The sequence below is a fragment of the Aeromonas sp. PS2Canimalfood6 genome (assembly GCF_048276795.1).
Lineage (GTDB): Bacteria > Pseudomonadota > Gammaproteobacteria > Enterobacterales > Aeromonadaceae > Aeromonas > Aeromonas caviae.
In genome coordinates this window covers 35,871-55,129 of sequence record NZ_JBLUXC010000012.1, presented here as the reverse complement: position 1 = coordinate 55,129, position 19,259 = coordinate 35,871, and the positions used below count along the sequence as shown (strand labels likewise).

17 protein-coding genes are annotated in these 19,259 nt (G+C 61.7%); 9 read left to right on the top strand and 8 right to left on the bottom strand.

Translation table 11 applies throughout. The annotated features are described in order from the left end of the window. Positions 1–83 precede the first annotated feature (83 nt). A complete protein-coding gene (locus tag ACNPAA_RS07470) occupies positions 84–1,049 on the top strand; it encodes a GlxA family transcriptional regulator (RefSeq protein WP_103243950.1) in 966 nt (321 codons plus the stop codon). Positions 1,050–1,152: 103 nt separating this feature from the next. On the opposite strand, the gene gyrB is transcribed toward ACNPAA_RS07470, so the two are convergent. The 4 genes from gyrB to dnaA form a co-directional block, all read right to left on the bottom strand. Continuing rightward, on the bottom strand, positions 1,153–3,564 hold the full coding sequence (gyrB, locus tag ACNPAA_RS07465) for a DNA topoisomerase (ATP-hydrolyzing) subunit B (protein WP_042016138.1): 2,412 nt from the start codon (positions 3,562–3,564) through the stop codon (positions 1,153–1,155). Beyond that, positions 3,561–4,664, bottom strand: a complete 1,104-nt coding sequence (gene recF / locus ACNPAA_RS07460; protein ID WP_069784372.1) for a DNA replication/repair protein RecF — start codon at positions 4,662–4,664, stop codon at positions 3,561–3,563. Before recF ends, gyrB begins: the two co-directional genes overlap by 4 nt. Before the next feature lie 2 nt (positions 4,665–4,666). After that, entirely contained in the window at positions 4,667–5,770 is a 1,104-nt protein-coding gene (gene dnaN, locus ACNPAA_RS07455; RefSeq protein ID WP_039040646.1) for a DNA polymerase III subunit beta, read from the bottom strand. 83 nt (positions 5,771–5,853) lie between these two features. Beyond that, on the bottom strand, positions 5,854–7,224 hold the full coding sequence (dnaA, locus tag ACNPAA_RS07450) for a chromosomal replication initiator protein DnaA (protein WP_042079066.1): 1,371 nt from the start codon (positions 7,222–7,224) through the stop codon (positions 5,854–5,856). Between the two features lie 310 nt (positions 7,225–7,534). Here dnaA and ACNPAA_RS07445 point away from each other — a divergent pair, with 310 nt between their 5' ends. From ACNPAA_RS07445 to mnmE, 8 genes are all read left to right on the top strand, one after another. Next, positions 7,535–8,293 carry an amino acid ABC transporter substrate-binding protein gene (locus tag ACNPAA_RS07445; protein WP_323937522.1) on the top strand — a complete coding sequence of 253 codons (759 nt, stop codon included), beginning with the start codon at positions 7,535–7,537 and terminating at the stop codon, positions 8,291–8,293. Then, positions 8,294–8,962: an amino acid ABC transporter permease gene (locus ACNPAA_RS07440; protein ID WP_323937523.1), complete on the top strand. Its 669-nt coding sequence runs from the start codon at positions 8,294–8,296 to the stop codon at positions 8,960–8,962. A gap of 12 nt (positions 8,963–8,974) precedes the next feature. After that, on the top strand, positions 8,975–9,709 hold the full coding sequence (locus ACNPAA_RS07435; protein WP_010672282.1) for an amino acid ABC transporter ATP-binding protein: 735 nt from the start codon (positions 8,975–8,977) through the stop codon (positions 9,707–9,709). A gap of 269 nt (positions 9,710–9,978) precedes the next feature. Beyond that, positions 9,979–10,113 (top strand): 50S ribosomal protein L34, encoded by a 135-nt coding sequence (rpmH, locus tag ACNPAA_RS07430; RefSeq protein WP_005307156.1) that lies wholly within the window; start codon positions 9,979–9,981, stop codon positions 10,111–10,113. Beyond that, positions 10,113–10,472, top strand: a complete 360-nt coding sequence (gene rnpA, locus ACNPAA_RS07425; protein WP_010672281.1) for a ribonuclease P protein component — start codon at positions 10,113–10,115, stop codon at positions 10,470–10,472. Before rpmH ends, rnpA begins: the two co-directional genes overlap by 1 nt. Continuing rightward, positions 10,439–10,687, top strand: coding sequence for a membrane protein insertion efficiency factor YidD (gene yidD / locus ACNPAA_RS07420; protein ID WP_010672280.1), 249 nt, complete (start codon positions 10,439–10,441; stop codon positions 10,685–10,687). Before rnpA ends, yidD begins: the two co-directional genes overlap by 34 nt. Before the next feature lie 5 nt (positions 10,688–10,692). After that, positions 10,693–12,339: a membrane protein insertase YidC gene (yidC, locus tag ACNPAA_RS07415; RefSeq protein WP_010672279.1), complete on the top strand. Its 1,647-nt coding sequence runs from the start codon at positions 10,693–10,695 to the stop codon at positions 12,337–12,339. Between the two features lie 109 nt (positions 12,340–12,448). After that, the gene (mnmE, locus tag ACNPAA_RS07410) at positions 12,449–13,810 is read left to right on the top strand and encodes a tRNA uridine-5-carboxymethylaminomethyl(34) synthesis GTPase MnmE (RefSeq protein WP_173418165.1); all 1,362 of its coding nucleotides are present in this window, start codon (positions 12,449–12,451) and stop codon (positions 13,808–13,810) included. 70 nt (positions 13,811–13,880) lie between these two features. On the opposite strand, the gene fhuB is transcribed toward mnmE, so the two are convergent. Genes fhuB through ACNPAA_RS07390 form a run of 4 tightly spaced genes read right to left on the bottom strand, consistent with a single transcriptional unit; the run spans position 13,881 to position 19,251 of the window. Next, positions 13,881–15,863, bottom strand: a complete 1,983-nt coding sequence (gene fhuB, locus ACNPAA_RS07405; protein WP_103243991.1) for a Fe(3+)-hydroxamate ABC transporter permease FhuB — start codon at positions 15,861–15,863, stop codon at positions 13,881–13,883. After that, a complete protein-coding gene (locus ACNPAA_RS07400; RefSeq protein WP_417891671.1) occupies positions 15,860–16,762 on the bottom strand; it encodes an ABC transporter substrate-binding protein in 903 nt (300 codons plus the stop codon). The genes fhuB and ACNPAA_RS07400 overlap by 4 nt, the downstream gene beginning before the upstream one ends. 31 nt (positions 16,763–16,793) lie before the next feature. Beyond that, positions 16,794–17,558, bottom strand: a complete 765-nt coding sequence (locus tag ACNPAA_RS07395) for an ATP-binding cassette domain-containing protein (RefSeq protein ID WP_010672275.1) — start codon at positions 17,556–17,558, stop codon at positions 16,794–16,796. Between the two features lie 46 nt (positions 17,559–17,604). Next, complete coding sequence (locus ACNPAA_RS07390; protein WP_103243992.1) at positions 17,605–19,251, bottom strand: multidrug ABC transporter permease/ATP-binding protein; 1,647 nt, start codon at positions 19,249–19,251, stop codon at positions 17,605–17,607. Positions 19,252–19,259: the final 8 nt, after the last annotated feature.

Sequence of the window (19,259 nt, the reverse complement as noted above, 5' to 3'; positions counted from 1 at the left end):
GAGAGGCCGGGCACCACATGGCTCTTCGGCTTTCTGTTGCTGCCCCGTATGATGGGGATCCGAGTGCAAAGGAGTCTTCAACCATGCCCCGTCCTCTCATCGTCGCCGTCATCACCTTCGATCACTTCAGCCCCTTTCACTGCTCGGTGCCCTGCCTCATCTTTGGCGACAAGATGATGCCGGGCCAGTCGTTGTTCGAGCTGAGACTCTGCGCCGGGGATGACACGCGGCAACCCGCCTCCTCCCAGGGCTTTCGCATGGAGGCCGACTATGGCCTGGAGGGTCTGCTGGAGGCGGATATCATCATCATCCCCTTCTGGCGCGATCCGGCCGAGCGCCCCGCCCAAGCCTTGCTCGATGCCCTGGTTGCCGCCCGGATCAGGGGAGCCCAGATCGTGGGGCTCTGTCTCGGCACCTATGTGCTGGCCTATGCCGGCCTGCTGGACGGGCGCGGTGCCGCCACCCACTGGGAATTTGAACAGGAGTTCGTCCAGCGCTTCCCCCGGGTGCGGCTCGATACCAATGCCCTCTACGTCGACGACGAAGGGCTCATCACCTCGGCTGGCACCGCCGCCAGCCTGGACTGCTGCCTCTATCTGGTTCGCCAGCATCACGGCAGCCAGATTGCCAACAAGCTGGCCAGGCGGCTGGTGGTGCCTCCCCACCGGGAGGGTGGCCAGGCCCAGTTCATCGAGCAGCCGGTGCCCGCCACCACCCGGGATGCCAGGATCAACCAGCTGTTCGATCACCTGCGCCTGCACCTGGCCGCGCCCCACACCCTGGATAGCCTGGCGGAACATTGCATGATGAGCCGACGCACCTTTAGCCGCCGCTTCCAGCTCGCCACCGGTCTCTCCCTCGGGGAGTGGCTGATGGCGGAGCGCCTGCGCCGCAGCCAGACGCTGCTGGAGTCCTGCTCCCACACCGTGGAACGCATCGCCGAACTGGTGGGGCTCGGGTCTGCCACCATATTGAGCAAGCACTTTCGCGCCCGCTTCGGGGTGTCGCCGCGGGAGTGGCGCCGCACCTTTCGCGGTGACAGAGTCTAGGTCTAGGTCCCTCATGTTTCACGTGGAACGCGCCCTCTTCCTTGCCCCAGAAAACAAAAAGCCGCTCACGAGGAGCGGCTTTTGATGGTTGTCGGACCGTCTATTAGACGTCGAGGTTGGCAACCCGCAGCGCGTTGGTCTCGATGAAGTCGCGACGGGGCTCTACGGCATCCCCCATCAGGGTGGAGAAGAGCTGGTCGGCGCCGACCGCGTCGTCGATGGTGACACGCAGCATGCGACGGGCTTCCGGATCCATGGTGGTTTCCCACAGCTGCTCCGGGTTCATCTCCCCCAGCCCTTTATAGCGCTGGATGTAGATGCCACGCTTGCCTTCGCCCATCAGCCACTCGACCGCTTCAACGAAGCTGGCGACCGGCTTCACCTTCTCACCACGCTTGATGTAACCGCCTTCCTCGATCAGATTGGCGATCTCCTTGCCCAGGGAGACCAGCTGACGGTACTCGGAGGATTGCAGGAAGTCGTAGCTGAGCGGGTATTCGCGGTCGACCCCGTGCTGGCGTACCACGGCGTGGGGCACGAACAGGCTGCGCTCCTCGTCGCGGCGTACCTGCATCTGGTACTGGATGCCGTGGTTGCTCTCGTTGAGCACGGCCTCCATGCTCTGGCACCAGGCCTGCAGATCGCTCTCGCTGGCCAGCAGGGTTTCGTTCAACTCAGGCTGATAGATCAGCTGGGTCAGCACGGCTTCCGGGGCGCGACGGGACATGCGGGTGATCAGGTGAGTCACGGAGCGATGCTGGTTGACCAGACGCTCCAGCGCCTCGCCACCGATGGCCGGGGCAGATTCGTTGACGTGCAGGGTCGCACCGTCCAGCGCCATGGCGGTCTGGTACTGCAACAATGCGTCTTCGTCTTTCAGGTACTGCTCCTGCTTGCCCTTCTTCACCTTGTAGAGCGGCGGCTGGGCGATGAAGACATAGCCACGCTCGATGATTTCCGGCATCTGACGATAGAAGAAGGTCAGCAGCAGGGTACGGATGTGCGCACCATCGACGTCCGCATCCGTCATGATGATGATGTTGTGATAGCGCAGCTTGTCCGGGTTGTACTCGTCGCGACCGATGCCACAGCCCAGAGCGGTGATCAGGGTGCCCACCTCCTGGGAGGAGATCATCTTGTCGAAACGGGCCTTCTCCACGTTCAGGATTTTACCCTTGAGGGGCAGGATGGCCTGGTTCTTCCGGTTGCGACCCTGCTTGGCGGAGCCGCCAGCAGAGTCCCCTTCCACGATGTAGAGTTCGGAGAGCGCCGGGTCTTTCTCCTGACAGTCCGCCAGCTTGCCGGGCAGACCGGCGATATCCAGCGCGCCCTTGCGGCGAGTCAGTTCGCGGGCCTTGCGGGCCGCTTCGCGGGCACGGGCCGCATCGATGATCTTGTTGACCACGATCTTGGCGTCGCCCGGGTTCTCCAGCAGGAAGTCTGCCAGCTTCTCGCCCATCGCCTGTTCCACGGCGGTCTTCACCTCGGACGAGACCAGCTTGTCCTTGGTCTGGGAGGAGAACTTGGGGTCAGGCACCTTGACGGAGATAACGGCAATCAGACCTTCACGGACATCGTCACCACTGGCGGCGGACTTGGCCTTCTTGCTGTAGTCCTCCTTGTCCATGTAGTTGTTCAGCGTCCGGGTCAACGCGGTACGGAAGCCCACCAGGTGGGTACCGCCATCCCGCTGCGGAATATTGTTGGTGAAGCAGTAGACCCCTTCCTGATAGGCGTCGTTCCACTGCATGGCGACTTCGACACCGATGCCGTCCTGCTCTGTGGTGAAGTGGAACACCTTGGGGTGGATCGGGGTCTTGTTCTGGTTCAGGTACTCGACGAAGGCCTTGATGCCCCCTTCGTAGCAGAAGTGCGCCTCGCGGCCATCACGCTCGTCCATCAGACGGATGGAGACGCCGGAGTTGAGGAAGGAGAGCTCGCGCAGACGCTTGGCCAGGATCTCGTAGTGGAACAGGGTGTCGCTGAAGATGGTCGGGCTCGGCCAGAAGCGAACTTCGGTCCCGGTGCCAGTGCTGTCACCAATCTGCTTGAGGGGTGCCTGCGGCTCGCCCAGGTGATAGGTCTGCTCGTAGACATGACCGTTGCGGCGGATGGTCAGCAGCAGCTTGTCGGAAAGCGCGTTCACCACGGAAACGCCCACACCGTGCAGACCGCCGGACACCTTGTAGGAGTTGTCATCGAATTTGCCGCCGGCGTGCAGCACGGTCATGATGACTTCAGCGGCCGAACGACCCTCTTCCGGGTGGATGTCCACCGGAATACCGCGACCGTTGTCGCGCACGGAGACGGAGCCGTCGGAATGGATCTTGACCTGGATATCGGAGCAGTAGCCAGCCAGAGCCTCGTCGATGGAGTTGTCGACGACCTCGAACACCATGTGGTGCAGGCCCGATCCATCGTCCGTATCGCCGATATACATCCCCGGGCGCTTGCGGACCGCATCCAGGCCCTTGAGCACCTTGATATTCGAGGAGTCGTAAGTATTTTCACTCATAGCTTACTCTCTGCCTTCTCTAACGTTTCGGAGATCTTGCCTTGTTCCACTTGGAACAGCTTGCAGTCACTCGCATCCATCATGTCTGCGAGCTGACCGGTATCGATGGCGGTGATGAACACCTGGGACGCGCACTGCTTCAGCCTTGCGGCCAGCAGACGACGTTTGTCGACATCCAGTTCAGAGGCAAAATCATCAATTAAAAAAATACAGCCGCGGCTGCTATGTTGATTCAAATAGAGCCCTTGGGCCAGCCGCATGGCACAGACCAGCAACTTCAGCTGACCCCTGGACAAAATATCCTGCGCGGGGACGCCGTTCGCCTTGAGCCGCACGTCCGCCTTCTGCGGACCGACCCCAGTGTACCCCAGCGAACGATCCCGTTCGAACCCCGCCTCCAGCAATGCGTCGAGGGGAGTGTCTTTTTCCCAGCCTCGATAGAATCCAAGACTGATATCGAACTCCGGCAGAAAATCTGCCGTCATCTCCTTGATCAGGGGTGTAATGGCCTGACAATAACTGGCGCGAAACCCCGCCAGCTCGCCGCCCAGTCGCACCAGCTCCTGATCCCAGAACGCCAGTTGACGATACTGGGTGTTCTGGCGCAGCAAGGCATTGCGCTGCTTCAGCAGCCGACGCACCCGCCCCCAGAGGGAGAAGAAGGTCGGCTCCTGATGGAAAACACCCCAGTCGAGCCAGGCCCGGCGAGCCTGGGGCCCACCGGTCAGCAGGCTGAAACCATCGGGGTGGATCAACTGTACCGGCAACAGCTCCGCCAGATCGGCGAGGCGCTGGGCCTGGGCACCGGCGATCTTGAGCTGGGTTTCGCCCCCCTTGTCCTTGGCAAGCCCGATGGGCACCTGACGCCCCTCCAGCTCGCACTGGGCAAACAGGGTAAAGGCCCGCTCGCCCTGGCGGATGACCCGCCCGGTCAAATGGGTACGAAACGAGCGGCCGAGACCAAGGTAATGAATGGCTTCCAGCACGCTGGTCTTGCCGCTGCCGTTGCTCCCGACCAGGATATTGAGGCCGGGAGACAGCGCGAGACTGGCGTGCTGAATGTTGCGAAAGTCGCTGAGCTGGAGTTTGACCAGGGACACGACTAGATCCGCATCGGCATCACCACGTACTGGGCATCTTGGTTCTCAAAATCCTCAATAATGGCGCTGCTGATGGAATCGCTCAGGCTGATCCGGATTTGGTCACATTTTAACGTATTCAACACGTCCAGCACATAGGAGACGTTGAAGCCGATCTCCATCTCGCCAGCGGCGTATTGTACGTCAAGCAGCTCTTCGGCTTCTTCCTGTTCCGGGTTGTTGGCGGTGATGCGCAGCAGGTTTTCCTGCAGATTGAGACGCACCCCACGGAATTTCTCGTTGGAGAGGATGGCGGCACGAGCAAAGGCCTGGCGCAGATCCTCGCGACCGGCGATCAGGGCCTTGTCGCTCCCTCTCGGGATGACGCGGCGCCAGTCCGGGAAACGGCCATCCACCAGCTTGGAGGTGAAGATGAAGCCATCCAGGGCGGCGCGCAGGTTGCTGCGGCCCACTTGCAGCCGTACCGGCTTGTCTTCCGCTTCCAGCAGGCGCACCAGCTCCAGCACCCCTTTGCGCGGCAGGATGACCTGATGATCGGGCAACGATTCCCCCACCACCTCGCGGCGGCAGGTGGCCAGCCGGTGACCGTCCGTCGCCACGGTACGCAGGCCGTGTCCTTCGCTCTCGAACAGCATGCCGTTCAGGTAGTAGCGCACGTCCTGGCTCGCCATGGAGAACTGGGTCGCGTCGATGAGTTTTTTCAGCTCCAGCTGGCTGATGTCGAACTCGAGCACGGATTCCCAATCCTCGATGTTCGGGTATTCGGTCGCCGGCAGGGTCGACAGGTTGAAACGGGAGCGACCGGAACGGATGATGAGGCGCTCTCCCTCGGTGCTGAGGCGGATCTCCGCCCCCTCCGGCAGACCGCGACAGATGTCCAGCAGCTTGCGCGCCGGCACAGTGGTGCGGCCATCCTGGCTGTCGCTGTTGAGATAGACCTGTCCGATCATCTCCACTTCGAGATCGGTCCCGGTCAGCGACAGCAGACCATTGCTGACATCGAGCAGGACGTTGCCGAGGATCGGCAGGGTCGGCCGGCCACCCAGGGCACCGGACACCAGTTGCAGAGGACGTAACAGGGCCTCACGGCTAATTTCGAGCTGCATCTGTGCTCTCCGTTGTTATTGGGAGGAAAGGGTTCGGATCGGGTTGGAATATTCGCGCTGCATCAGTGCACTCCGTTCCGTTATCAGGACGAAAGGGTACGGATCAGGTTGGAATAGTCTTCCTTGATGTCGTGACTCTCTTCCTTCAGCTGTTCGATCTTGCGGCAGGCATGAAGAACGGTAGTGTGGTCACGACCACCAAAGGCATCCCCTATCTCCGGCAGACTGTGGTTGGTCAGCTCCTTGGCCAGGGCCATCGCCAACTGGCGCGGACGGGCAACGGAGCGGGAACGGCGCTTGGAGAGCAGATCCGCCAGCTTGATCTTGTAGTACTCCGCCACCGTCTTCTGGATGTTGTCGATGGTGACCAGCTTCTCCTGCAAGGCCAACAGGTCGCGCAGTGCCTCGCGCACGAAGTCGATGTTGATGGCGCGGCCGGTAAAGTTGGCGTTGGCGATCACCCGGTTGAGGGCGCCTTCCAGCTCACGGACGTTGGATCTCAACCGCTTGGCGATGAAGAAGGCCACTTCGTCAGGCAGGTGGATCTGGTTCTCGTCCGCCTTGCGCATCAGGATCGCGACGCGCGTCTCCAGCTCCGGCGGCTCGATCGCCACGGTCAGGCCCCAGCCAAAGCGGGACTTGAGACGATCCTCGACACCGTTGATCTCCTTTGGATAGCGATCCGAGGTCAGGATGATCTGCTGGTTGCCTTCGAGCAGGGCGTTGAAGGTGTGGAAGAACTCCTCCTGGGAGCGCTCCTTGTTGGCGAAGAACTGGATGTCATCGATGAGCAGGGCATCGACGCTACGGTAATAACGCTTGAACTCTTCAATGGCGTTATTCTGCAGCGCCTTCACCATATCCTGCACGAACCGCTCGGAGTGCATGTAGATGACTTTGGCGTCTTTCTTGCGATCCTTGATGGCGTTGCCGACGGCGTGCAGCAGGTGGGTCTTGCCCAGACCGGTGCCACCGTAGAGGAACAACGGGTTGTAGGCCCCGCCCGGATTGTCGGCGACCTGACGGGCTGCCGCACGAGCCAGCTGGTTGGACTTACCCTCGACGAAGTTCTCGAAGGTATAGTTCACGTTGGTGTTGCTCTTGTGGTTCGGCTCGGGCTTGGCTTCGGCCTTGTTCTCCCAGCTCTTGGGAGAGTTATTCACAGGATCGACACCGCGCGCCGGGGCCCTGGCGACCGCGACGGGATGAGGACGATTACCGATGTCAAAACGCAGGGTAGGCGCATCCGCTCCGCACAGCTCGTTGATGATGCCGTTGACCCGGAGCAGGTACTTGTCGCGTACCCAGTCCAGAACGAAGCGGTTCGGTGCATACAGGGTCAGAGTATTGTCACTCAACTCCGCTTGAAGCGGCCGGATCCACATGCTGAATTCTGCCGAGGGCAACTCATCTTGCAGCCGGTTAAGGCACTGCTGCCATAGCGAAGCAGTCACTCTAGACTCCCGTCAATTGATTAAGTAAAGACCGGCTATTCTACGTTTTTAGTGGCCGGATCTCCAGTTGCCGCCACACGGATCCAGCAAATAAGATCCTTGACTTTCAAGGATCCAACGCCCCAGGATCTGATTTCATCCCCAAAGTTACCCACAGCCGCCAACCGGCGATGTGGACAGAATGAGGCTCTGCGACCAGAGTTATTTTATATAACTAAATATCATTTATTTTTTATATTTTATTCCAATAACATCTGCGCCATTCCATGATTACAACTAAAAATACTGCACTACAGAGAGAGGAATCCCCATGAAATCCACCATCAAGCTGATTTCCGGCGCCGCCATTCTGCTGGCCAGCCTGTCCGGCCAGGCCATCGCCCAGGAAACCATCAAGGTCGGCATGTCCGGCAAATATTTCCCGTTCACCTTCGTCAAGCAGGACAAGCTGCAAGGCTTCGAGGTAGACATGTGGAACCAGATCGGTGAGCGCACCGGCTACAAGGTCGAGTTCGTGACCGCCAGCTTCTCCGGCCTGTTCGGCATGCTGGAAACCGGCCGCGTCGACACCATCTCCAACCAGATCACCATCACCGACGAGCGCAAGGCCAAGTACGATTTCTCCCAGCCCTATGTCTATGACGGCGCCCAGATCGTGGTGCGCAAGGGCAACAACACCATCCACGGTCTGAAGGATCTGGAAGGCAAGACGGTGGCGGTAAACCTGGGCTCCAACTTCGAAGAGCTGCTGCGCAAGAACGACCCGAACAAGAAGATCGACATCCGCACCTATGACTCCGCCTTCGAGCAGGACGTCGCCCTGGGTCGTATCGACGCCTTCGTGATGGACCGCGTTTCCACTGCTCAGCTGATCAAGGAATCCAAGCTGCCGCTGCAACAGGCTGGCGCGCCGTTCGAAACCATCGAGAACGCCCTGCCCTTCCTGAAGACCCCGGAGAAGCAGGCCCTGCTGAAGAAGGTCGACGAGGCGCTGACCGCCATGCGCAAAGACGGTTCCCTGACCAAGATCTCCGAAAAATGGTTCGCAGCGGACATTACCAGCAAATAAATGATGGAATTTGATCTCGAGTACACACTAGGGCTGTTCCCCATCCTGCTCAAATACCTGAGCACCACGATGGAAATGGCCCTGTGGGGATTCGTATTGTCACTCGTACTGTCGCTGATCCTGGCGATAGTACGGGTCTTTCGCGTTCCCGCAATTCACTGGCTGGCGATGCTCTATATCTCGTTCTTCCGAGGTACACCCCTGCTCGTCCAGCTGTTCCTTCTCTACTACGGGTTGCCACAACTCTTCCCCATCTTCGTGGGAATGGATGCCTTTACCGCCGCCATCATCGGCCTGACCCTGCACTTCGCCGCCTATATGGCCGAGTCGATCCGGGCCGCCATCCTCGGCATCCACAAGAGCCAGATGGAAGCCGCCCTCAGCATTGGCATGAGCCGGTTGCAGGCGATGCAACGGATCATCCTGCCCCAGGCGGCCCGCATCGCGACACCATCGCTGATGAACTACTTCATCGACATGATCAAGAGCACTTCCCTGGCGTTTACCCTGGGTGTGGCGGAGATCATGGGCAAGGCCCAGATGGAAGCGGCCTCCTCCTTCAAGTTCTTCGAGAGCTTCATGGCGGTGGCGCTGATCTACTGGGTGGTGGTCATCTTCTTCACCCGCTTGCAGCATCTGCTGGAAGTGCGGCTGAACCGTGCTTATTAAAGGAGGCCTGTCATGATCAACCTAACGGGTCTCTCCAAGGCCTATGACGGAAATCAGGTGCTCAACGGCATCGATCTTGAGGTAAAGAAGGGGGAGATTGTCGTCATCATCGGCCCCTCCGGTACCGGCAAGTCGACTCTGCTGCGCTGCCTCAACCTGCTGGAAACCCCGGATGCAGGGCGGCTCGTCATCGATGACCTCGCCGTGGATCTGGCCAAGGCCAGCGACCAGCAGGCCATCGAACTGCGCAAACGCGCCTCTTTCGTGTTCCAGAACTACGCCCTGTTCGCCAACAAGACGGCGCTGGACAACATCGCCGAGGGGCTGATCACCGTCTGGAAACAGCCGAAGGCGGAGGCTCGTGCCACTGCCCTGGGCATCCTCAAGGACATCGGCCTCGCCGAGAAACAGGATGCCTACCCGGCCTCCCTCTCCGGCGGCCAGCAACAGCGCGTCGGCATCGGCCGGGCCATGGCGGCCCACTCCAAGGTGATCCTGTTTGACGAGCCCACCTCCGCCCTCGATCCCGAGTGGGTCGACGAGGTGCTGGGCCTGATGAAGCAGCTCGCCCGCCAGCACCAGACCATGGTGGTGGTAACCCACGAGATCGAGTTTGCCCGTGATGTCGCCGATCGGGTGATCTTCATGGAAGGAGGCCGGATCGTGGAGCAGGGCCCGCCGGATCAGATATTGGTCGATCCGCAGGATCCCCGTACCCGGGAGTTCCTGCGCAAAGTACTTAAATAGCTCTCTCTTTGGCGGCCTGGCCGCCTTTTTTCTTGAGGGATCCTTGTTTAACCCCGGGTTGCCAGTATAATTCGGGGCCCTTGATCCTCCGGATCCTGCCAGATTATCCCGCTCGGTCGACGAACGGGGCGAGATGGAAAGGAACGGCGGATTGACGAGAAGCTGAACTCTGTTTAGAATTCGGCCTCTTTTGCTAGTCGTCACACGCTATAGCTGGCGCGTCGGCTAAGTGTGACAATCAAAACTGTACAGAAATACGGAATCGAATCATGAAACGTACTTTTCAACCGTCCAACCTGAAGCGCAAGCGCTCTCACGGTTTCCGCGCTCGCATGGCTACTGCCAACGGCCGCAAAGTTCTGGCCGCTCGTCGTGCCAAGGGTCGTGCCCGCCTGGTAGTCTAATGCCTACCCAGCACACCTTCTCTCGGGAGTTACGTCTGTTAACTCCCGAACACTTCAAACGCGTTTTCGCCGAGCCTGTCCGGGCCGCTTCTCCGCAAATTACGCTTCTTGCTTGCCCCAACTCCCTCGAACACCCCCGTCTTGGCCTCGCCGTGCCCAAAAAGGCGCTCAAGCGTGCCGTCTGGCGCAACCGTGTAAAACGAGTGGTTCGGGAAAGTTTTCGCCTCAATCAAGCCAATCTGCCCGCTATCGACATCGTCGTGATCGCCAAGGGTGGCGTGAAGGAGATGGACAACGAAGCGCTGTTCAAGTTACTGGAAAAGCTATGGCGCACTCTGTCACGCCGTTGCAATGGGTAGCAATCAAACTGATACGCCTGTATCAGCTAATCATTAGTCCCCTGCTCGGGCCGCGCTGCCGTTTCACCCCGACTTGTTCCCAATTTGCGATAGAAGCAATCCGACTTCACGGTTTCATAAAAGGCGTTTGGTTAGCCAGCAAACGTCTATTAAAATGCCATCCCTTATCCGAGGGTGGTTATGACCCGGTTCCGCAACCAAAGCGAAGAAACTGAAGACTATGGAATCACAACGCAATTTACTCCTGATCGGTTTGCTGTTCGTGAGCTTCTTGCTCTGGCAACAGTGGGAGTCCGACAAGGCTCCGAAGCCGGCCCCGACTACCGTGGCCCAAACCGAACATTTCGTACCTGAAGCCGGTCAGACCGGTGATATTCCTCAGGTTTCCGAGCAAGCAAATGGTAACGCCGCGCGCAAGCTGATCACCGTCTCCTCCGACGTGCTCAAGTTGACCCTGGACACCCAGGGCGGTGACATCGTCTCTGCCGAACTGCTGGCCCACAAGCTGGAAGAAGGCAAGGAACAGCCGTTTACCCTGCTGACCAGCCAGCCTGCCCACCTCTATGTGGCCCAGAGCGGTCTGGTCGGTCGCAATGGTCCGGACAGCCAGGCCCAGGGTCGTCCCACCTATGAAGCCGCCCAGACCAGCTATCAGCTGGCCGATGGTCAGGATCAAGTCGTCGTTCCGATGACCTGGACCGACAGCAAGGGTGTGGTCTTCACCAAGGAGTTCGTGCTCAAGCGCGGTGATTACGCCGTGGGCGTCGACTACAAGATCGACAACAAGTCTGCCGAGCCGGTCCAGGTACAGTTCTACGGTCAGCTGAAGCAGACCATGACCACGCCGAAGGATCAGGAAGGTCATGCCATGGTGGCCAGTGCCTACCGTGGTGGTGCCTTCTCCAGCGAAGACTCCCGCTACAAGAAGTACACCTTCGACGAGATGAAGGATGCCGACCTGAACAAGACCACCCAGGGTGGTTGGGTCGCCATGCTGCAGCACTACTTCGTCTCTGCCTGGGCCCCGAATGCCAACGACACCAACAGCTTCTACAGCCGCGTGATCCCGGGCAAGGACCAGGCCATCATCGGCTACAAGGCGCCGCTGGTTGACGTCGCTGCCGGCCAGCAGGCCGAAGTGAGCGGCAAGCTGTGGATCGGTCCCAAGCTGCAGGATCAGATGGCCAAGGTGGCAAACCACCTGGATCTGACCGTCGACTACGGCTGGCTCTGGTTCATCGCCCAACCGCTGCACTGGCTGCTGACCGTGTTCCACGGTTTCGTCCAGAACTGGGGTCTGGCCATCATCATGCTGACCCTGCTGGTGCGCGGCATCATGTTCCCGCTGACCAAGGCCCAGTACACCTCCATGGCCAAGATGCGCATGCTCCAGCCCAAGCTGGCTGCGCTCAAGGAACGCTTCGGTGACGATCGCCAGAAGATGTCCCAGGGCATGATGGAGCTGTACAAGAAGGAGAAGGTCAACCCGCTGGGCGGCTGCCTGCCCATCCTGGTACAGATGCCCATCTTCATCGCCCTCTACTGGGCACTGATGGAGTCTGTCGAGCTGCGCCACGCGCCGTTCGCCCTGTGGATCACCGACCTGTCGGTGAAGGACCCCTTCTTCGTGCTGCCAATCCTCATGGGTGCCTCCATGTGGTATCTGCAGAAGATGAGCCCGACCACCATCACGGACCCGATGCAGCAGAAGGTGATGCAGTTCATGCCGATCATCTTCACCTTCATGTTCCTCTGGTTCCCGGCAGGTCTGACTCTGTACTGGCTGGTGAGCAACGTCATCTCCATCATCCAGCAGACCATCATCTATCGTCAGCTGGAGAAGAAAGGCCTGCACTCACGCAACTGATGCGCAGCCCATCTTTCCTGATGACAAAAGAGGCGGCCTTCGGGCCGCCTTTTTTATTACAATGTCCCCCACCCTCTTACTCATTCAGCCAACCAGCGAGTCAAGCAAGATGACAACAGATACCATCGTGGCCCAGGCCACCGCCCCCGGCCGTGGCGGCGTCGGCATAGTCCGCGTCTCCGGCCCTGCCGCCGAGCGGGTCGCCGAGATAGTGCTCGGCAAGCTCCCCAGGGTGCGTTATGCCGAATATCTGCCGTTCAGGGACGAGCAGGGCCAGGCGCTGGATCAGGGCATCGCCCTGCTGTTCAAGGCCCCCAACAGCTTCACCGGCGAAGACGTGCTGGAGCTGCAGGGCCATGGCGGCCCCGTCATTCTCGACATGCTGATCCGCCGCATCCTGCAGATCGACGGCATCCGCCCCGCCCGCCCGGGCGAGTTCAGCGAGCGCGCCTTCCTCAACGACAAGCTGGATCTGGCCCAGGCCGAGGCCATCGCCGATCTCATCGAAGCCTCCAGCGAGCAGGCCGCCCGCAGCGCCATGCACTCCCTGCAGGGGCAGTTCTCCGGCAAGGTTCAGCAGTTGGTGGAGAGCCTCACCCGGCTGCGCATCTACGTGGAAGCGGCCATCGACTTCCCGGATGAAGAGATCGACTTTCTCTCCGACGGCAAGGTGGCGGGTGACCTCTACGCCATCATGTCCGAGCTGGACGACGTGCGCGGCGAGGCCAAGCAGGGTGCCCTGCTGCGAGAGGGGATGAAGGTGGTGATCGCCGGTCGTCCAAACGCTGGCAAATCGAGCCTGCTCAACGCCCTCGCAGGCCGCGAGTCCGCCATCGTCACAGAGATCGCCGGTACCACCCGCGACGTGCTGCGCGAGCACATCCATCTGGACGGCATGCCGCTGCACATCATCGACACCGCGGGCCTGCGCGATACCCAGGACAAGGTGGAACAGATCGGCATCGAGCGTGCCTGGGCCGAGATCGAACAGGCCGACCGGGTGCTGTTTATGGTGGACGGCACCACCACGGATGCCGTCAACCCCCACGACATCTGGCCGGAATTCGTTGATCGGTTGCCAAAAAACATCGGCCTCACCGTGGTGCGCAACAAGGCGGACCTGACCGGCGAGGATCTGGCACCGAGCCAGGAGCAGGGCCATGCCGTCTATCGCATCTCCGCCAAGACCGAGCTGGGGCTGCCCGCACTGCGCGAGCACCTCAAGGCCTGCATGGGCTTCCAGGGCAACACCGAAGGGGGCTTCATGGCCCGCCGCCGCCACCTGGACGCACTGGAGTGCGCCGCCGAACGGCTGCTGGTAGCCAGGGAGCAGCTTGAGGTCTATGTGGCTGGCGAACTGGTGGCCGAGGAGCTGCGCCTGGCCCAGGAGTCCCTGTCCGAGATCACCGGCGAGTTCAGCTCCGACGATCTGCTGGGCCGCATCTTCTCCAGCTTCTGCATCGGCAAGTAAGCCCGCTGAGCAGGCAATGAAAAGCCCGGGTTCATCCCGGGCTTTTTTTGTGCGCTTTTCATCCACCGACCTAGAGGCGGCGCAGGCACCACATGAAGTAAGCACCCCCTAACAGGGTGGAGACCAGACCGACGGGCACCTCCTGGGGAAAGAGGATCTGCTGGCCGATCCAGTCCGCCGACACCATCAGCAAAGCGCCACAGCCTGCGGCGCCGAGCAGGTGCCAGCGCGCCCTCACCAGCCCCATCAATCTGGCTAGGTGCGGCGCCAGCAGACCGGCAAAGGAGAGCGGGCCTATCACCATGGTGGCACTGGCGGTGAGCACGGCCACCAGCAGCAGGATGGTGAGCTGGGCACGGCCGAGATGGATCCCCAGAGCCGTCGCTACCGCCGGCCCCATGGGCATGAGGTCGAGCCAGCGGCTCGCCAGCAGGCAGGCTGCCAGCATCAGCAGCGCCAACACCACCAGGGCAAGGGCCACCGGCTGGGTGACGTAATAGGTGGAGCCGGACATCCAGGAGAGCAGTTGCTGCACCCGCAGGTCGCCGTTGGCCAGGGCGATGGCCTGCAACGGCTCGAACAGCGCCGTGATGGCGATGCCAGACAGCAGTATCCGCTCCGGCTGGAAGCCGTTGCGCCGGTTGATAAGCACCAGCAGCAACAGGCAGGCGAAGGCGCCCACCAGCCCCCCTAGCAGCATCATGGGCAGCGGCAAGGCGGGCAGCAACAGGGCCGCCGCAATCACCCCCATGAAGGTGCCACCGCTCACCCCCAGCAGCTCGGGGCTCGCCATGGGGTTGTTGCTGACTCGCTGCAACAGGGTGCCAGCCAGCGCCAACAACACGCCTGCGGCACCCGCAGCCAGCGTGCGCGGCAAGCGCCACTCCAGTTGGGCCTGCCACCGCAGCCAGCTCGGCCAACCCCAGCCGCCCATCCCCTGCCCAAACAACAGGGAGGCGATCACCGCCGCAGCCAGCCCCAACACCATCAGGCCAACAAGGCGAGTCGGCGCCGGATGGCGGGCCAACTGCAGGGAGGAGTTCGCCTTAGGCGCACTCTGCTTGATACCAAGACGCGGGATCAGCCAGAGCAGCAGCGGCGCCCCCAACAGGGCCGTCATGGCGCCGGTCGGGATCAGCACAGGCCAGAACCGGCTCAGGGTCTGCAGCAGCAGATCGGTGGCCGCCAGCAACAGGGCGCCGAGGATGGGTGCCCACAGCAGCCGCTGGGCCAGTTTTCTGACCCCCAGCAGCCGCACCATGGCGGGCGCCGCCAGCCCGATAAAACCGATCAGCCCCACCACGCTCACCACGCAGGCGGTGACAAACACCGCGAGGCCGAGGCCGGCGAATCTCAGGTGCTTGAGAGAGACCCCCAGGCTGCGAGCGCTGGCATCGTCCAGCTCCAGCACTGCCAGCGGGCGCACCAGCACCACCGCCAGCATCGCGGCCAGCAGCAACCGTGGCAGCAGATAGCCGACGCCGCTCCAGCTGTTCTGGGCCAGAGATCCGCTCCCCCACACCAGCAACCCTTTGAGCTCCTCCTGGAAGAACAGCAGCAATCCCATGCTGATGGCGGCCAGATAGAGGTTAATCACCAGCCCTGCAAAGACGATGACCACGGGATTGAGCTGACGGCGCCAAGCCAGGGCGAAGACCAGCCCCATGGCCAGGCTTCCCCCGGCCATGGCGATCCACTCCCGCCCGATCAGCAGCCAGGAGGGGGCGAGCAGGGTCACCATCATCAGCGCCAGCTGGGCGCCGGAGGCCACCCCCAGGGTGGTGGGCGAGGCCAGGGGATTGCGCAGCACCTGCTGCATCAGGGTACCGGCGAGCCCGAGGGCGGCACCGGCCAGCAGGCAGATGGCAAGGCGCGGCAGCCAGCTGAAATGGACCACCGCCTGGCGGGCATCGTCCAGCTCGGGGGAGAACAGGGCCTGCCACCAGAGCGCCCCCGGCAGTTGACGCGCCAGCTCGGCGCAAGCCAGCCCCAGTGTCAGCACCAACAGGCAGAGACCCGGGCGCAGCAGGGGCGAAGAAAGAGAAGAGCTCATTGATTTGATCCCCCGGTTGCTCTGTGGACAGCCTGCTCCCGCAAGGCACCGTCCAGCAGGGTGGCGAAGCGGCGGGCCGCCAATATGCCACCAAAACTCCATGTCGCAGGCAGATGGATCACCGGATTGTTCTGTACCAGCGGGAGATGCTGCCACAATCCAGGCTCCTGAAGTTTTTCACCAACTCCTACGGGCACGGGGTCCACCACCACCAGCCTGGCCTCCGGCATCCCGAGAAACTGCTCCAGGCTCGCGACCGAGAATCCCCAGGCATTGGTCTCTCCCTGCCAGGCGTTGCGAAGGCCGAGGCGCTGCATCACTGCCTCGAACAGGCTGCCACGGCCAAACACCCGCACATGGCGCTCATCGATGAATTGCACCACCAGCAAGGGGGGCAGATCGGCGGGCTGCGCCGCCTGCATCTGTGCCAGATCCAGCTCCAGCGCGGCGAGCTGGCGTTCGGCCTCGGTCTCTTTGTTGACCAGGGCGGCTATGGTCAGGGTCGCTTCCCGCAGTCGCAGCCACAGATCGGTGCCCGGTTCATACAGGGCGATGGAGTGCACCGGCGCGATGCGGGAGAGAGTCGGCGCCAGGGGGGCCGCCAGCGGCGAGATGAGAATAAGATCCGGTTTGAGCTCCGCCAGCAGTTCCCGGTTGGGCTGGGCACGCAGCCCGATATCGATCACCCCGGCAGGAAGCTGGGGTTCACCGACCCAGGCGCGATAGGGGGCCACATCCCCCACCGCCATCGGGGTGACCCCCAGAGCCAGCAGGGTCTCGGCTATGGTCCAGTCCACTGTGGCGATGCGAGGCGTGGCGCTGGTGGCGTCGGTGGCGGTGACAAGCTGCCCGGCCTCCCCTGCCAGGGGCAGCAGCAGACTGAGCAGACAGGGCGCCATCTTCAATAAACGGTTCAAGAGCGGCCCCCGGTCAGACGATGGCGATGGCGTGGTCATGGGCCGGATGGCGAATGACCTCCATGGGGATGCCATAGATGGCGTTCAGGGTCTCCCCTGTCATGATCTGTTCGGGCTCGCCATGGGTCAGCAGACGGCCGGAGTGCAGCGCCACCAGCCGATCGCAGAAGCGGGAGGCCATGTTGATGTCGTGAATGACGATGATGACCCCGAGGTTGAGCTGGCGGCTGAGCTGCTTGACGAGCGTGAGCACCTCCACCTGATGGGCCACGTCCAGGGCGGCCAGTGGCTCGTCCAACAGGATGAAACGGCTCTCCTGAGCCAGCAGCATGGCGAGCCAGACTCGTCCCCGCTCACCGCCGGAGAGGGTATCCACCAGCCGATCGGCAAAGCGTTCGGTGTGGGTCAGGGCGATGGCCCGCTCCACCTGACGGTGATCTTCCGCTCCCATCCGGCCCAGCAGGCCGCGCCAGGGGTAGCGCCCCATCTCCACCAGCTCGCGGCCGAGCAGGTTTTCGGCACTCGGCAGGTGCTGGGGCAGATAGGCCACCTGACGGGCAAACTCCCGGTTGCCCCAGGCAGACAACGGCTGGTCATCGAACAGGATCTCCCCGCCGCTGTGGGGTTGCTGGCGCGCCAGCAGCTTGATCAGGGTCGATTTGCCCGACCCGTTGTGGCCGATGAGGCCATAGACCCGACCTTGCTCGAAGCGAAGGCTGGTGGGGTGCAGCAGCGTGCGGTCATTGACCGCGAAGCTGGCGGATTTCATCTCGAACATAAGCAATTCCTGTGCTGGCTTGCTGCCAGTCTCATCGGTGCCAGCATCAGGCCGGCACCTTGCCATCCAGATGGGCGACCGCATCCCGACTCACCTGCTCGCGCTGCTCGCCGGTCAGTTCGGTGAGGCGGCCCTGGCGCATCTCCAGCAGGCGATCGGCCAGAGAGAAGTAGTGATCGTCGTGGCTGATGGCGATCACCGTCTTGCCCATCTCCTTGAGACGCGGCAACAGCACCTGATAGAAGATGCGGCGGAACTGGGGATCCTGATCCGCGGCCCACTCGTCGAACAGCATCACCTCCCGCTGCTCTGCCAGGGCCAGCAGTAGGGCGACCCGCTTGCGCTGGCCCTGGGAGAGGTCGATATCGGCGATGAAGCCATCCTCGATGGCAAGCTTGCTGCCCATCTGCAACCGCTCAAGCCACTCGGCGACCAGCGCCTCTTTCGACTCGGGCCCCAGCAAATGCTGGAACAGGTGGTAGTCGGTGAAGATGGCGGAGAAGAGCCCCAGATAGCCGTTGCGATCGGTGACCGGTTCCCCATCCAGCAGGATCCGGCCAGAGACCGGTTGATAGAGCCCGGTCAGCAGCATGGCCAGGGTCGACTTGCCGGAGCCATTGCCACCGATGAGGAATATCTGCTCCCCCCGCTCGATCACCAGATTGATGGGGCCCACGGAGAAACCGCCCTCCCCCTGGTAGTGAAAGCTCACCTGCTCCAGCTCGATGCGCTGCCAGGGGCGAGGCGCAGGCGGCAACGGGAACGCCTCGTCCGGCTCCGCCAGATTGAGGGCAGCTATCTTGTCGAATGCCACCTGGGCGGCGATCAGGGTCGGCAGGGCTCCGATGCCTTGCAGCAAGGGAGTGCGCAGGAACAACAGGGTCAGGGCGAAGGTGGCGGCCACATTGGTGTTGGCCCAGCCCAGCCCGTTGGCCAGGAAGAAGACCAGGCCGATGGCACCCAGCATCATGATGTTCGACCAGTTCACCGCGCTCAGGTGGTAGGTATCGGCGCGGATGATCTGCTCCCGGTAGTCCCGGGCATTCTGCTCATAGAGCTGGTGGTAGACGAAGTGGGCACGCTCGCGGTTGAGCGCCAGCTCCTTGCACCCGGCGATGATGGACTGGTAGTTCTGGTAGAGCCTGTCTTCGGCCTGGCGCATGTGCGCCAGGTGGCGATAGACCCGGTTCACCAGCAGCCAGCCCACCACCATGGTCACGGTGACCCAGAGGGCGGTAACACCGAGCAAGGCGGGAGAGAGCAGGCCAAGGTAGATGATGGAGCCCAGGGTGAGCACCAGACCCTGTACCAGTTCCGGCAGGCGCACGAAGGCGATGGTGATCTGACCGATGTCGCTGGAAAGGGAGGCCAGGAGCGGCCCCTGCCCTATTTGACGCAGACGGGCGACGTCGGTATCCAGCAGTTGCTTGAGCAGGCGGCCACGCAACCGGTAGACGAAATGGTGACCCAGGGTGGTCAGGGCCAGTTGGGATCCGAGCGTGATCACCAGCAGCAGCAAGACAAGGCCGACAAGCTGACCCAGGATCGGCAGCGGATCCCCGACTGATTCGATAAGTGATTGATTGATGAAGGCAATGACGCCTATCCCGCTGACAGCACTCAGCAGGCTGAGCAGGGTAATGGCGATGAAGGGCCAACGGTATTGGCGATAAACCAGTGACAAGAGTTCCATGACAGGCC